Origin of the sequence: Leifsonia sp. Leaf264 (assembly GCF_001422325.1) — a bacterium.
In the GTDB taxonomy this organism is placed as follows: domain Bacteria; phylum Actinomycetota; class Actinomycetes; order Actinomycetales; family Microbacteriaceae; genus Orlajensenia.
This window is the reverse complement of record NZ_LMMR01000004.1, coordinates 442,086-456,499: the sequence shown is the minus strand read 5'-3', so window position 1 is coordinate 456,499 and position 14,414 is coordinate 442,086. Positions and strand designations below refer to the sequence as shown.

Here is a 14,414-nt window from a genome sequence, read left to right as displayed (position 1 = left end):
TCTCCGACGATGAGAAGGAAACCCTGCGAGGGCAGTTCGAGGACGAGCAGTGGCGCTCGTCCAGCAGAGCTAGGCCCGACGCGGCGCGCACCCCGCCATCTTGAACACGACCAAAAGCAGGCAACGACAATGCTTCCATGCCGCGCACGAACTCGGCACGGTACTTCATCGCGTTGGAACGAGAAGGTGCCGATCCCCTCGATGAGGGGATGCAACTCCACTCGACTCGCGGAGACGAAAATGCCTAGTCCTCGGTCCGGCGAGTGGTGTCCACGGCATAGACGTCATGCTGGATGTTGATGTAATTTCGCTCAGCAAGTGCGTTCATGAAGCGGTGCCCCTTGGCCTGCAACTCGGGATCCTCGTTTACGAGCGCCCAAGCGATGGCCGCAGGAACTGCGTATCGCATGAGGTCGTACATGGTGGGTTCGGGCGAATCGTCGACGAGTTTCGTCAATGCCATCACCGTGTCGAGCACTTCCTTCGGGTACTCCGCGGCAGCGGCGGCGAGGTCCTCGCCGATCATGCCGTGGGTGACCAGGTTGGGGTGGAGTGTAGCGGCCTCGAGAAGACGGGGTACCCACCACGCTTTCTCGAACTTCCTGCTGCGGACGAACCAGTAGAAGTCCTTTAGCTCGTCGCGATCGCTTGGGTGTTTGCGAACGTGGTCGACTCGGCAGTCCCAAAGCGCCTCGAGCCGAACGCGGATCTCCTCGTCCACAACTTCGGCATGCATGAATTCCCACGCGATGTGGCCGATGGCGTCTCCTCGCACATCTGCTGGTTCGTCGGAGAAGAAGGCGACCATCAGCGCGTCGTCAATGGGGAGCTGACCACGGATGTGGGTTGTGATGATCCATTCACCGATCAGCTGATTCGTAGGTCGGAGCCCGTGCCAACCGACCACCATCGGCTCCTTGAGCCTCATCGCCGCGATCACCGCACCTCGGATAATGCCGAGCGTGATGGAGTGCACGTGTTGGGTCCCGAGAGCAATCGAAAGCGCAATCTGCTGCGACCGCGAAATCGACTCCTCGGTTCCGAATAGTTGATCGACGCGAGCGCGAAGCCACAATTCGTTGGCGAGGTAAAGGCGCGACAGGCTCTCGCCGATGACCGCAGCGAGTGAATCGTAGGGGTCATCACGCGCAAGCTCGTCGTCGAGCACGGCCAATGCCTCGGTGCGAAGCGTGACGTCCTTAGTGGAGCCGGCGAAGCTGATGATTGCTTTGGCTTGGATGGGCCACGCCGCGTTGATCGAGAGGTTTAGCGGGTCCCAGCCTTCGCCGGGCCGAGATGCGACGTAGTCGTCCCAGAACCGACTGTCTTTCGCGGCTTCCAGGAGAACGCGACCGAGTTCATCAACTGTCCCGGGTGGAACGCTTGATTCCTCGCGCCCCTTCACCGCCTCCTCGATCAGAGCGACGGCCGCGTGCCGCGCTTGCGCGTAGTCCCGCTCGTCGTCGAGGCGGTCGCCCACTGGCTCGAAGGCTGACACGTCTGGGAGCCCGAGTACGTCGCGAACTAGGCCGACGAGCTGCGGCCAGTCAGGCTTCGCGTCGCTCTGAATGGCTGCTTCCCACCCCCGAAGGATGGCACTGAGATAGGTCGGTCGCAGCCGCAGAGCGAGGTCGGTCTCACCTTCGAGGGCGCGTGGAGCCGTGGTGAGGAGGGTTGTGAGCATCCGTCCCTGTCCCCCGTGGCTCGGTCCGTGCCACGAGTCAGGTTCGGGGTTCCACGTCGCCAGGTGGGTCACGAGTGCTGCCGGGCTCATCGATTCGAGCGCGTCAAGCGTGAGGGGGCTCTCGGGGCCGACCCATGAAGTCAGCTGGAAGTCTGGGCGCGTCGGGTTTTCGATGACGCCGTCTTCCTGCTCGAGGGAGCCGAGTTCCAACCTCAGCTCGTCAGATAGGTGCTCTGCACCTACGGCGGCGAGCAAGCGGTGCCTCCATCTACGCCTGTACTCCGACGCTCTCGTGCCAGCTTCTTCGTCTGTATCGTCGTCGTGGCGAAGCCGCTCGGTCAACGCAGCTCGGTCGCCGAAGGGACCCCGATCAAGGTACCTAGTCGCCGCGCTCAACCGTTCAGGTTGACGGTCACCAACGGCGCGAAAGTATTCTGCCAACTCAAGCCGGAAATGGGGATCACTGAAGCCCGGCTCTTCCAGCAGGTCGATCGTCGCGTCGATCACAACCCCAGGATCGATCATGCCGGATGCGATGGCTCGCGCCGCGGCGAAGAGTAGGACTCGCTTCGCCAGCGACAACTCGTTCGCAACCAATAGGCCGACCGCGGAGACAGGATCGCTTTGCATATGGGTGACCGCGGCGTCCCGCACGGCATCGATCAGGGTGTCTTCTATTCCAGCGTGGTTCCGCGTAATCGTTTCGATCGAGGGCCGCGAGACCGAGCTGTAGTCGCGTTCGTGAGGCAAATTGCCTGCGGATCGCTCCCAGTCTTGTAGCCACCAAAGGGTCTGTTGAAGTGCACCGTCGCCGAGAGCCTTCACAATTCCGGGAAGTTCCTTCTCATACCAGTACTCCTCGATCACGGTGAGCACGCGCCCGCGGGCGTCTACTCCGGTCGGACCGAAGATGGCGCGTGCGAGCCGCTGACCGATCTTCGGCTTCGGTCCGGTCAGGAGGTTGCGAGCAAGGGTGGCGAGGTCTTGGGGATCCGTTCGGTAGCCGAAGCCTGAATCTTCCCAAGCTTCGAGCAGCGGCTTCAATTGCACGGCCTTCTCCGCAGGGAGATTGGCTCCTACAAAAATGGCCGAGCGGCGAATCCACGAGTTCTCGCTCTGTTGCAGGGTCAGAAATACTTCGATGACGGCGTCAGGAGCAAGTGGAGCCATCCGAACGAGATAGTCCACTTCGGGCCATGGCTTCTCGCGGATGAATCCCTCGGCATCAGTGACGGGCTCTGGCGGACTGGCGAACTGGCCAGCCTTCAACAGCGGAAGCACCCAATTCGAGTTGTTAAGCCCATCGAAGAACACTCGTCGCAGTTGCGGTGACGGAATAAGCCGCATCGCCTCAGTCACTTCTGCCTGGGTAGGAGTCGACAGATCAGGCATCTTGCGCACCCTCCCCGTTCAGTCGCTTAAGCAGATCATCGACCGCCGGTCGCCCTTCGAGGAACGGCCTCACACGCGGCTCCATCAGATCGTCGACGAGGGCGATCTTTTCGTTGAGGCGTTCGTCGGTGGGCAGGGGCTTTGAACGGGTGCCACGATCCCAATGTGTGTGACCCTGAAAGAATCGGTAAAGCCCATTCCACGTCGAGATGTCCCTCGAATGCAGGCCAGCGTCACCGGTCAATAGCAACCGCTGATTCGCCCTGATTCGCCCGGCAATTTCGCGTTGAGAGATGATGATGCGTCCTAGCTGACCGGCAATTTCTCGCGGAACTGGGATCTCCTTTTGATCCAGCTCGAGATCCATATCTGGATATTTGGCGGCCATTGTCGGGAGATCCTGCACAAGTTTGTCGGCATCGCCGTCGCGCTTTCGGACTTCCGCCGAAAAGATCCCTGGCAGACCCCCCATGAATTCGCGCATCGAGTGGCAGATTAGACCAACGTGCGAAGGCTGCTCTCCGGCCTCGATTGCTCGTGACAGCTCACGGAGGGCACTCCGATAGAGTCCACCGATCTCAGCATTACGCTCGACGAGCGCGTAGTACAACCCCTGCCGACGCTCCGTGAAAAATCTCTCCTCCGTGCTCATGGATGAGGGCGCTCCCCACGCAAGTCGACTATCCGGATACTGACCATCACAAGACGAACTGTATCCACCGCGTTGCCCCGATCAGGGAACGGCTCGGGTCCATTCGAAGAGAGGCGCGGGACGGGCCGTGGCACCCGATCCCATTCCGATCACTAGAAGCTCGGACGCAGCAGCCAATCGTTGTAGCTGAGCAGGACCACTCGTGCGGCGTCCTTCTGGCGGTAGGCCTTCTTCCACCGCCGAACCACGCTCTGAAGGTGGTCGAGATACTCGACGGCGTTCATCGTCCACAGATGGTCATAGGTTAGCTCGCCGTCTGCGGCCTCTGGGTCGAGGTCGATCCAGACCACTGCGCCGGCTCCGCTACCGATGGCGTCGAATAAGGAATGGCGAAGGTGTCTCCAGCCAAGGGGCGTGAGGTCTGTCGTGCCGCGCACCGACCCATACGTCTTGGCCATGAGTGCGCGCCAGACGTCGGGGTCCTGCTCGCTCTCGAGGCGCACCAGTAGCTCTCGCATCTCTGGGATCCAAGAGAGGAGGTCGTCTGCAGCGTTGCGCCGCTGCAGACGTTGGTCCTCGTGCAGTCGACGGCGTCCATCCACCCAGAGGCCGAGGAGCCCGTTGAGGGCACTGCTTCCGAGTCTGGTCACGGCATCCGTCATGGTCATCCCTAACTTTTCGATGATGGTGGGCCGATGAAACCAGAAGCCACCGACATCAGACCTTCGGCCTGGAGGGGCACGCGGTTACTCCTGCGTGTCGACGCTGCCACGGCCCCGCTGCCCTCGGTCGTGCACGGGTTCTAGGTCCTCCCAGGTGGTCCACTAACTACCGGGCACACTCGACATGGGCGGAAGACATGAGACCCCATCGATGGCGATTAGGTGGTGGAGCTGGCCACAGAGGATAGCGACACGCTCAACGAGACCTGCCCGACAGAGGATCATTCCCTGGGGCGCCAAGCCTATTGGCCGGCTCGATGCTCGGCGCCACTGCGACGCTCAGCGTCGTCATAACAGCTTTCATCGCATGTGCCGCCGGCGACCGAACTCGATCAGCGTTGGCCTGACTGAGATGGGATCGCCAGGACTCTAGACGCCGACATCTGCGCGTGCCGCGCGCTTGGGAGCGCGTGCGCACCTATATGTCAGGAAGGGCTGGTTCAGTCTCGTGCGAATGCAGTGCCCGCTGCTTCAGTTCGACGCGCAGGGCGAGCCCCGCCACCAGGCAGGCTTGCATCGATTCCGCGGAAACCAACAAAAGTCCTGATCGCACGGTGCCGCGTCGGCCGCGACACCCTGCCAGCTCAGCGAGTCTGCTTAATTGTCCGGCCTCGCGAACGCCCGGTCGAGCAGCTCCGCGGTCGCCGGATTGACGAGCTCGTTCCGTCGGATGTAGTGCTGCGCCGTGATCCTCGAATCCGTGTGCCCCAGCAGCTCGGCGGCGAGCTGCAGGCTGGCGTTGTCATGGATCGCCGTCGCGACCGTTCGGCGGAACATGTGCGGCGAGACGCCGGTGATGCCAGCGCGTTCGAGCACCTGCCGGAGGCTGCGGCTCACATTCGCTGTGCTGAACGGACTCCCATTCCGCGTTTGCAACAGCAACGAATCAGGCTCGAGATCGCCGGCCATCGCCAACCGGCGGCGGACCGCCTCCGCGGTGAAGGATGGGAGCGTCACGATTCGTCGTGACCTGGCGGTCTTGGGATGGTCCTGCCGGAAGGTCGCTTCGCCTTGGCGACTGATGATCGTTCCGGCGATGCCGATCGTCGGCAGTGCGCTCGTCAGGTCGACGTCGCGGCGGCGGATGGCGAGGACCTCGCCGATCCGCGCCGAGGTTCCGAGCATGACCTCGACGATCGCGCCGAGCTGGCCGTCTGGTTTCGGTCCGGAGATATGACCCTCGCCGGCCTCCCACCGGCCGATCACGGCTCGGATGGCGTTCACCTCGAGGCTCGTCAGGGCGTTCGGGGTACTGGGCGGCCGGCGAAGCGTCGACACGCTCACCATCGGGTTCTGCGGAATGATCTCGTGCCGCACGGCGAGCGCGAGGGCGAGGCGCATCACGACTCGGGCCTGCTTGGCTCGGTTGTAGGACTGTCTGGCCAGTGCCTTGATGAAGTGATCGCAGCGAGCCACTCCGATCTCGCGCAGCGTGAGGTGCCCGAACACCGGCAGCACCAGGGTGCGCATGTTGCGTTCGTAGAGCAGCTGAGTCGTTCTCGAGATGCGGTCCTCCAGCTTGATGTCGTCCAGCCAGTAGTCGACCAGATCCCCGAACGGGCTGTCGGGGGTGAGGTGGCCGGATGCCGGCTGGTAGAGGCTGCGCTCGGCGAGCTTCTTCTTCAACGCCCGTGTCGCGCCTGCTTCGGTCTCGGCGGTCGCAGACACCTGACGGGCGACTCCGTCCCAGTCGCGGAAACGGGCGCGCGCCTCGATCCGGCCGGACGCGGTCTTGTGCGTCGTGATCTCCCCGAAGGTGCCGATCGTCTGCCGTGGCCGTGCCATGTCAGTTCACCGCCCGGGTGGCGCGTCGGCTCACGCCTGTTCGCGCTGTTCGGCGACCCACGCCCGCACGTCGGAGACGGCGAATTTCAGGTGTTTGCCGAACCTGTACGCCGTCGGTCCCTTGCCGTGGGTGCGCCAGTCGTAGACGGTCGAGACCGGCACGCCGAGGTAGCCGGCCAGCTCGGAAACATCCAGCAGAGGTTCGAGCCCCCATGCGTCGATGGGGAGCATCGACGAGAGGATCAGCGGGTTCTCGTGTGTGTCCATACCGAGGAGGTGCGCCCGGCACGTCCCGACGATCGGAATCAACCAGATCCAACGGCTTACTGCCGCGGAGCCGGTCCGAGATGGTGGGCTCACAGGGCCCAAAGTGATGAGTTTTTGATGAGTGGATCATCGCGTACAACCTAAAAAGTCCCGGAAACCCTTGAGTTTCCGGGACTTTGCGGTCGGGCTGACAGGATTTGAACCTGCGACCCCTTGACCCCCAGTCAAGTGCGCTACCAAGCTGCGCCACAGCCCGATGCCTCGGCTGGCCGAGGCAACCTGTCAATCATAGCGTGCCGAACGGGGTGCTCAAGACACCGTGCGGGCCACACGACGGATGGGCGCAGGTGCGATTGGAGCGGCATCCGCAGCGCTCCTGCACTCCGTCATAAGGTGAAGCCATGGCAGCGACGGTGCGCATTGTTCCTGTGACGGATGCCCCTTGGGCCGACGTGGAGCGCGTGTTCGGCACACGCGGCGATCCGTCGACGTGCTGGTGCCAGTTCTTCAAGCTGCCGAACTCGGCGTGGAAGACGATCACCGCCCCCGAATGCCGGAGCGCTCTCGAGCAACAGGTGCAGACGGCGCAGGGCGGACAGTCATATCCGCCTGGCGTCATCGCCTACCTAGAACCCGACGACGAGAACGACGAGAACGTCGAGAACGACGAGAACGTCGAGAACGACGACGCAGCCGCAGGCGCCGACGCCTCAGCCGCCGAGCCCGTCGGCTGGTGCGCCGTCGAGCCGCGCACGGCCTACGAGCGGCTGCGCACCGCCGAGGTCGTGAAGGGCAGCCCCGAGGATCCGGATGACCAGTCCGTGTGGGCCGTCACCTGCTTCGTCGTGCGGGTGGGCTTTCGCCGCAAGGGCATCGGCGGAGCACTGCTGCAGGGCGCCATCGACCAGGCCAGCCGCCTTGGCGCCCGGGTCATCGAGGGCTATCCCGTCGACACCGCCGAGCGCAAGACGTCGGCGGCCGAGCTCTACCACGGCACGCTCTCGCAGTTCCTCGGCGCCGGCTTCGAGATCACGGACCGCCCATCCCCCAGCCGAGCAGTCGTCACCTTGCGCGTCGCGCCGACGCCCTGACGCGAATCTCGAGCGCTACTGTTGCTGAACCTGCGAAAGGGACGGATGCGATGAGCACCACAAAGGGACGCCTGCGGTACGACCACGACCAAGTCACCCGCCACGATGAGCTCTACGAGATCGGAAAGGCTCGCCGGGCAGACCTCCCCCGCTCGGCCCAGGCCGTGCTCGCCGAGAATCCCGGTCGCGATCCCCTCGGCATCCTCGAGCAGCAGCACCACCCCCGACTCCCCGACCTCGTCCCCCTGCGCGTGCACCGGATGCTGCAGAGCCCGTTCGCGTTCTACCGCGGCACCGCCGCCATCCAGGCCGCCGACCTCGCGGCCGACGCGGCGACGGGCTTCGACGTGGCACTCTGCGGGGACGCCCATATCGCGAACTTCGGTATCTACGCCTCGCCCCAGCGTGCCCTCGTGTTCGATCTGAACGACTTCGATGAGGCGGCATCCGGCCCATGGGAGTGGGACGTGAAGCGGCTGGTCACCAGCGTGGTCATCGCCGCTCGCGACAACGGCTTCAGCGCTTCCGACATCCGACGCGCCGCGCTCACCGCAGCCGGCGCCTACCGCTCGACGCTGCGGTCGACGCTCGAGCTGGGCGCCATCGACCGGTACTACCTGCACGCCGAGGTCCGCAAGGACACCAGCCGCTTCGGGCCGTCCACGCAACGGCTCATCAACAAGGCCATCAAGGCCGCCGAGAACCGCACCTCCGAGAACGTGGTCAAGAAGATCATGACCCGAAGCGACGACGGCTCGCTCCAGATCGTCGAGGATCGCCCGACCCTCATGCACATCGAGCCCGAGATCGAGGCGCAGCTCACCGAGATCTTCCGCCGCTACCGGGAATCCGTCGCCCCCGATGTTGCGCTCCTGCTCTCGCAGTACGCGGTGACGGATGCCGTCCGTCGGGTGGTCGGAGTCGGAAGCGTCGGCACGCGGTGCTACATCGCCGTGCTCACGGGACCGCTCGGGGAGCCGCTCGTGCTGCAGTTCAAGGAGGCCTCCCGCTCCGTCGTACACGAGTTCGGCGGCGCACCGATCGATCCAGCGCCGGGGGTGGACGTCGAACTCGTCGAGTCGAACCACGGCTATCGCGTGATCGCCAACCAGCGCATCCTGCAGGCCGTCTCCGACCCCTTCCTCGGCTACCTTCAGGGCGATCTCGGCCGCAGCTTCTACGTGCGCCAGTTCCGTGACCGCAACGTCTCCTTCGACATCGGCACGCTCAACCCGCAGCAGTTCTCCGACTACGTGAACGCCTGCGCGTCCCTGCTCGCCCGCGCCCACGCGCAGAGCCCCGCCGCAGGGAGCGTCTCGGGCTATATGGGGACCTCCGATGTCTTCGACGAAGCTGTCGTCGCGTGGGCGCACGAGTATGCCGACAGGTCCTACGCCGACTTCGTGCTGCTGCGCGACGCCGTCGAGACGGGGCGCTTCGTCAGCTCGGAGTTCGGCGCCTGAGAGCCGGACTTCTGGGGAACGGAGCCTGAGGGTCCACTGAGGCTTCGGTGCCCGAGGTCCGTGCTCAGCCCAGGCCGAGCACCCCGTCGAAGACCAGCTCGGCCGGTCCGGAGAGGGCGACGTGCTCGCCGTCCTCGGTGGGGAACATCCGCACTCCCACGCGCCCGCCGGGCACGTCGACACGCCACTCGTTGGGGGCACCGGCTCCAGCCCAGTGCCGCACGGCGAGGGCGGCCGCCACGGCGCCGGTTCCGCACGACAGAGTCTCACCGGAGCCGCGCTCGTGCACCCGCATCCGGATGCGGCCGACGCCATCGTGCACCAGTGGATCGTGCGGCAACACGAACTCCACGTTCGCGCCCTCGGGCGCTTCGGGGTCGAGGATCGGGATGACGGTCAGGTCGATGCCGGCGAGTTCGACCTCGTCGGCCAGGGCGACGACGACATGCGGGTTGCCCACGTTGATGCCGAGGCCCGGGCGTGCGACGGGGAGTTCGCGGGCCCGCACGAGCGGTTCGGTGCCGTCGAGTCTCCAGCGGCCGAGGTCGACCTGGAAACCGGTGCCGGAGCGTTGCAGGTCGCGCACTCCCCCGCGCGTGCCGATGGCGACGGAATCGCCTTCGGCGAACTCGAGCAGACCCTGTTCGATGAGGAATCGCGCATAGACGCGGATGCCGTTCCCGCACATCTCCGACACCGTGCCGTCGGAGTTCCAGTAGTCCATGAACCACTCGGCGTCAGGGTCCTCGGCGAGGGCGGCTGCGCCGTCGGCCAGGCTCCTGGACCGCACGGCGCGGATGATGCCGTCGGCGCCGACACCGAAGTGTCGGTCGCAGATCGCGCTGATCTGCTCGGGGGTGAGCTCGAGTTCACCATCGGGATCGGCGAACAGCACGAAGTCGTTCCCGGTGCCGTGTCCCTTGGTGAAGTGCAGATCGATCGCCATGGGGAAAGTCTATGGGCGCTGACGGATGCCGCCCGTTCGCTGAGTCCCGGGCGACGCCCGCGGTCGAAGCGAACCGTGGCGCGCGACACGAGGCGCTTCGGGCGGTCGCTCCGCTCGGCCCTCGGCGAGCGGGTGTTCCGGGAGCGCGCGAGCGGGTGGGCGGCCCTCAGCCGGCTGGCGTGCCAGACGCTATCGCCGTGATGTCTGCCTGCGTGAGCGGCTCCCACGGTGACGAGTCGGGATCCGAGGCCGAGGCCTCGGGGCTGTCGGCCTGAGTCCACCACTTCGCCTCATACGGAACACCGCTGAAGAGGATGCGGTCGCCCTTCTGATAGGTGGCGTCGCCGGTCCACTCGGGGAACGTGCCCGCCGGCAGTGAGGCCTGGGGAATCGGCGTCTCACCCTCCAGCACCGGGCCGACGAGCTGCCACGGCGACTCCCAGTCGTTCAGCACGGGGTTGTCGGGCACCTCAGCCTTGGTCCACCACTTGGCCGTGTAGACGTTGCGGTGCCAGACCACCTTCGTGCCCTTGAGGTAGGAGGCGTCGGACGACCAGATCGGGTACGGCGAGGTGGCCGGGTCGTCGGCGATCTCCGCGGCCTGGGTGGGCTCGCTGGTGGTCGCGGCGGCGCTCTCGCCAGCCGCGAGTGATCCGTCGAATCCGCCCGAGAGCAGGTCGGCGAAGAACAGGTCGCCCTGATCGACACCGCTGCAGGCATCCGACACGATGGACGTCGTCGTGTAGTTCGAGCCGCAGGTCTTGTCGCGGTTGGCCGACCACATCGACATGCGACCGAGACCCTTGTCGGCAACCCAGGCGTTGAGGAGCTTGGCGTCCTTCAACGAGAACACCTCGTCGACGACGTCGTTCTGCCCGATCATGGGCGTCGCGCCGATCTTCGACCAGAGTGTGGCGTCGCCCAGGTTGATTCCGGCCCGGCTGTAGAGCACGCCGAGCTGGCGCTGGGTGGCTGTGAGAGCCTGCTCGGAAGCCTCGGCCATGCTGTCGCCGACGGAACGGCTCGAGCCGTAGTCCATCGTCATCGCGTTGACGCCGGCCAGGTCGACGCCTGCTTTCAGCATTGCGGACACCGCGTCGGTTCCGTCCTCGGTGAGTCCAGTCGGGGCGACGGGCAGGGTGAGCCAGACGGCCATGGGGTCGCCGGCGGCTCGTCGCTGCTCCTGCAGCGTGGCGATGGCCGAGGCACGTCGTTCGACTGCGGCGGTGTCGGTGAGACCGGCACCCTCGAGGTCGAGGTCGATCGTGCCGACCTTGTAGCGGTCGAGAACGCTGGCGTACGCCGCCTCGAGCTTGGTCTCATCGGTGCAGTTCACGGCGAGCTCGTCGTTCAGGAGGCCGCCGAACGACACGGCGATGCTGCCGCCGCCCTGCTGCAGCCGGGCGATGCGACGGTCGAGGTCGAGGGTGTCGCCGGCCTGCTCGAGCGTGTAGGCCGAGCCCCAACTGGGCGTGCAGGCATCCGTCGTCGACGAGACGATGAACGAGAGCACGGCGTCGGGGGTGTCCGTCGATCCCTGGGTCTCGAACTCATAGGTGGGCGTGGCGGTGACGTCGACGTAGCCGGCGAACCACGGCTGCGCCTGCGACGGGTCGGCCTGCGTCGACGCCCAGGTGCGCGCACCGAAGAAGCCGGCGGCGACCACGGCGAGCAGCACGACGATCGCGATCGAGACTCGCAGCGGCGAGAGCCTGCGGTCGGAGAGCTCGACAACGGCTTCCGCGTCGACGGATGCGCCGGCTCGGTTCTTCTTCGCCATCAGGCTGCCTTCTTCTCTTCATGGGCTCCGGTGCCGTCGCTCTCGCGGGCGCCGAAGGATGGGGACGCCGGGCGAGCGGATGCCGCGGCACGATGCGGCGCGGCCGCTGCCTCGAGCATCGGCACGGCCTCGTCGGCGTGGCCGTGGTAGAGCACGGAGCGCCAGTCGAGCGCGGCGGCATCCGTCGCCGTCGTCTTCTCGGCGACGGGCTCCGTACGCGTGACGTAGAGCGGCTTGATGAGGCCGAGCCAGGTGTCGACCAGGGCGTTGCCGATTCCGATGTAAGCGACGATCGCCCAGCTCGCCAGCACGGCGTTGATGCCGGCGAAGGCGGCGTTGCCCCAGTTGCCCGCGTTGACGTCACGCCAGAGGGTGAGCAGCGAGAACGCGACGATAAGGAACGGGGTCACGACGTAGAGGAGCGGGGCCGCCGTGCGGTTCTTCACCTTCGGCGTGCGCACGAAGGGGATCTTCTTGCCGGTGAGCGCCTGCTGCATCGACTTGAGAACTCCGGCGAGGTTCACCGGCAGCATGATGAGGTTGAAGCCGTAGATGCGCAGCACGTCGGTACGGCGGTAGCCCGCGTAATGCAGGTCGCTCGCCATCGCGAGAAAGTACGGCAGGGCGGCGAGCAGCACCACAGGGCTGAGGAGTCGGCCGTCGTAGGGGTACGCCAGCAGGAAGACCAGTCCGAAGCTCGCCCAGGCGATCGACGCCATGTAGTTCACGCGCAGCATGAGTTCGAGGATCGAGACCTGCTCACCACGACGCTTACGCGCACGCACCTGGCGCCAGAGCTTCGGAAGGATGAGCAGACCGCCGTTCGCCCAGCGACGACGCTGCACCACCAGGGAACCGAAGTCCGGCGGTGTGGCCGAATAGCTGAGGCGCTCGGGATAGTTCACCAGGCTCCAGCCGTGGGTGCCGAGGTCGACGCTCGACTCGGTGTCCTCGATGACGGTGCGGTCCTGGATGTAGCGCTTGACTTCGAACCCGCCCACGAACTCGGTCTCCACGATGTCCTCGATGGCGACCTTGCGGATGACGGCGTTCGCGCCCACCCAGAAGGTGGCGCCGAAGTGGCTCATGCCCTGGTGCAGGACGTGCTGGATGTCGGTGGTGGCCGCCGCGAGACGTTCGATGCGGGTCGCGGCCCCACGGAACGAGGAGTAGGGGGTCTGCGTCACGGCGACTCGGCCGTTGTCGGGCTGCTGCAGGAAGTAGACCAGGCGCAGGCAGTAGTCGCGCAGCAGGATCGAGTCGGCGTCGAGGGTGAGCAGGAAGTCGCTGTCGGCGATGCTCACGTCGCACGGCTCTCCGTCGGCGACAGGGAGCAGCGCGGGTCCCTTCGGGGTCTCGGCGAGGTTGTAGCGCCCGCCCATGAGCCCGATGTAGGCATTGAGATTCATCGCCTTGTTCGCTTCGTGCGAGGTGGAGGCGAATTTCTTGCGCTCGAACACGTCGAGCTCGGCGTCGAAGGTCCAGGCAAGACGACGGTAGAGCTGGCCGAGGCGGTCCGCGGAGAGCGCAGCCCCCTCCTCCACAGCCGTGGCGATGGCCCGGCCGGTCAGCAGCAGCTCGTCGGCGAGCCCGCCCAGAACCTGCTCGACGAAGAAGAGGTCGACGTGGTCATCGAGGGTCTCGTTCTGGCCTGCATCCGTCAGCCACTGCGCAGCGAACGCGTAGTGTTCGGCCAGAGCATGGGCGTGGGCGACGGCCAGGTCATCGGAGATCGCGCCCGTGGCAGTCACGGCCTCGAAGCATGCCAGCGCCGCCGCGAAGCGTTCCCGCGGCTCGGCGAGCATCGCCGTGATGTCGTCGGCGAGGGCGCGGGTCTCCTCGAGGCGCGACAGGACGCTCGGGTGCTTCGGGAAGGGCGGATCGTCGAGCAGCAGCACGACCTTGATCGACGGGTACTCCTGCAGCGCCGCCGAGAGCAGCGTGGCACGCACGACGTGCGGCTCCTCGGCGTAGGAGGGCACGAGCACCGTGATCGACGAGCGGTTCTCGGTGAAATGACGGTCGAGCTCGGCACGGGGCACGCGCACGTGCTTGCTGAAGCGCTGCAGGGCACCCTCTCGGGCGACGAGGTACATGAGGGCGGAGAAGGTGAGGAAAGTGACGACCACGAGGTAGCCGATGGCCTCCATGGTGAACCTGAAGTCCTGCTGGCCGCCGTCGATGAACTGGCGGATGATCGTGGTCACCACGTAGACGGCCCAGAACAGCACTGTCAGCACGATGGCGACCCGGCTCCAGGTGATGGTGCGGCTCGACGGGCGCGGGTGCACTGTCGGAAGCGGCTGGGTGCGCTTCTCGGCGCCCCACTGGCGCTTTCGGGCGTGCGGAAGTGATTTCACGGAGGACATCGGAGGCTCTCGTTCGGGGAGGACGAGCATGCCCGTCAGCCTCGGCGGGCGAGAGCGGCTCAGGTCTGAATCTATGCGGCGTAATGATTAACAAGCTGAGAATTTGTCCTCAGAAGTGTGGACAGGCACCCCCAGAGTGAGGCACATGACCCAGATCAGAACGCTGGATTCACAGGGATCTCAAGCCGAACCCGTGAATTCGGCGTGTACCCCGGCCGCAACGGTGTGTCGGCGGTGGCGTGCCGCGCGGAGCTCTGGTCCGT

At 65.6% G+C, this 14,414-nt stretch carries 10 protein-coding genes and 1 tRNA gene; 2 read left to right on the top strand and 9 right to left on the bottom strand.

The genetic code is table 11. From position 1 onward, the window contains the following. Window positions 1-244 precede the first annotated feature (244 nt). From ASF30_RS07520 to ASF30_RS07495, 6 genes are all read right to left on the bottom strand, one after another. Window positions 245-3,076, bottom strand: coding sequence for a hypothetical protein (locus tag ASF30_RS07520; RefSeq protein ID WP_157497065.1), 2,832 nt, complete (start codon window positions 3,074-3,076; stop codon window positions 245-247). Beyond that, window positions 3,069-3,728: a hypothetical protein gene (locus ASF30_RS07515; RefSeq protein ID WP_055904068.1), complete on the bottom strand. Its 660-nt coding sequence runs from the start codon at window positions 3,726-3,728 to the stop codon at window positions 3,069-3,071. The genes ASF30_RS07520 and ASF30_RS07515 overlap by 8 nt, the downstream gene beginning before the upstream one ends. A gap of 152 nt (window positions 3,729-3,880) precedes the next feature. Continuing rightward, window positions 3,881-4,390, bottom strand: coding sequence for a hypothetical protein (locus ASF30_RS07510; protein ID WP_157497063.1), 510 nt, complete (start codon window positions 4,388-4,390; stop codon window positions 3,881-3,883). A 657-nt stretch (window positions 4,391-5,047) separates the two neighbouring features. Continuing rightward, window positions 5,048-6,235: a tyrosine-type recombinase/integrase gene (locus ASF30_RS07505; RefSeq protein WP_055904063.1), complete on the bottom strand. Its 1,188-nt coding sequence runs from the start codon at window positions 6,233-6,235 to the stop codon at window positions 5,048-5,050. Window positions 6,236-6,265: 30 nt separating this feature from the next. Continuing rightward, a complete protein-coding gene (locus ASF30_RS07500) occupies window positions 6,266-6,502 on the bottom strand; it encodes a helix-turn-helix transcriptional regulator (protein WP_235480297.1) in 237 nt (78 codons plus the stop codon). Window positions 6,503-6,684: 182 nt separating this feature from the next. Next, window positions 6,685-6,758: transfer RNA gene (locus ASF30_RS07495), tRNA-Pro, on the bottom strand. Between the two features lie 145 nt (window positions 6,759-6,903). On the opposite strand from ASF30_RS07495, the gene ASF30_RS07490 reads away from it, so the two are divergent. Next, entirely contained in the window at window positions 6,904-7,593 is a 690-nt protein-coding gene (locus ASF30_RS07490; RefSeq protein ID WP_082467574.1) for a GNAT family N-acetyltransferase, read from the top strand. A gap of 50 nt (window positions 7,594-7,643) precedes the next feature. Continuing rightward, window positions 7,644-9,056, top strand: a complete 1,413-nt coding sequence (locus ASF30_RS07485; protein WP_055904057.1) for a DUF2252 domain-containing protein — start codon at window positions 7,644-7,646, stop codon at window positions 9,054-9,056. 64 nt (window positions 9,057-9,120) lie between these two features. On the opposite strand, the gene dapF is transcribed toward ASF30_RS07485, so the two are convergent. From dapF to ASF30_RS07470, 3 genes are all read right to left on the bottom strand, one after another. Continuing rightward, window positions 9,121-10,002 carry a diaminopimelate epimerase gene (gene dapF / locus ASF30_RS07480; RefSeq protein ID WP_055904055.1) on the bottom strand — a complete coding sequence of 294 codons (882 nt, stop codon included), beginning with the start codon at window positions 10,000-10,002 and terminating at the stop codon, window positions 9,121-9,123. 166 nt (window positions 10,003-10,168) lie between these two features. Then, window positions 10,169-11,782, bottom strand: a complete 1,614-nt coding sequence (locus tag ASF30_RS07475) for a chitinase (protein WP_055904052.1) — start codon at window positions 11,780-11,782, stop codon at window positions 10,169-10,171. Further along, window positions 11,782-14,151 (bottom strand): glycosyltransferase family 2 protein, encoded by a 2,370-nt coding sequence (locus ASF30_RS07470; protein ID WP_055904049.1) that lies wholly within the window; start codon window positions 14,149-14,151, stop codon window positions 11,782-11,784. Before ASF30_RS07470 ends, ASF30_RS07475 begins: the two co-directional genes overlap by 1 nt. Window positions 14,152-14,414: the final 263 nt, after the last annotated feature.

Excerpts from the sequence above, each read along its gene's own strand:
- ASF30_RS07520 (WP_157497065.1), bottom strand. The coding sequence starts at position 3,076 with ATGCCTGATCTGTCGACTCCTACCCAGGCAGAAGTGACTGAGGCGATG.
- ASF30_RS07515 (WP_055904068.1), bottom strand. The coding sequence starts at position 3,728 with ATGAGCACGGAGGAGAGATTTTTCACGGAGCGTCGGCAGGGGTTGTAC.
- ASF30_RS07510 (WP_157497063.1), bottom strand. The coding sequence starts at position 4,390 with ATGACGGATGCCGTGACCAGACTCGGAAGCAGTGCCCTCAACGGGCTC.
- ASF30_RS07505 (WP_055904063.1), bottom strand. The coding sequence starts at position 6,235 with ATGGCACGGCCACGGCAGACGATCGGCACCTTCGGGGAGATCACGACG.
- ASF30_RS07500 (WP_235480297.1), bottom strand. The coding sequence starts at position 6,502 with ATGGACACACACGAGAACCCGCTGATCCTCTCGTCGATGCTCCCCATC.
- ASF30_RS07490 (WP_082467574.1), top strand. The coding sequence starts at position 6,904 with ATGGCAGCGACGGTGCGCATTGTTCCTGTGACGGATGCCCCTTGGGCC.
- ASF30_RS07485 (WP_055904057.1), top strand. The coding sequence starts at position 7,644 with ATGAGCACCACAAAGGGACGCCTGCGGTACGACCACGACCAAGTCACC.
- dapF (WP_055904055.1), bottom strand. The coding sequence starts at position 10,002 with ATGGCGATCGATCTGCACTTCACCAAGGGACACGGCACCGGGAACGAC.
- ASF30_RS07475 (WP_055904052.1), bottom strand. The coding sequence starts at position 11,782 with ATGGCGAAGAAGAACCGAGCCGGCGCATCCGTCGACGCGGAAGCCGTT.
- ASF30_RS07470 (WP_055904049.1), bottom strand. The coding sequence starts at position 14,151 with ATGTCCTCCGTGAAATCACTTCCGCACGCCCGAAAGCGCCAGTGGGGC.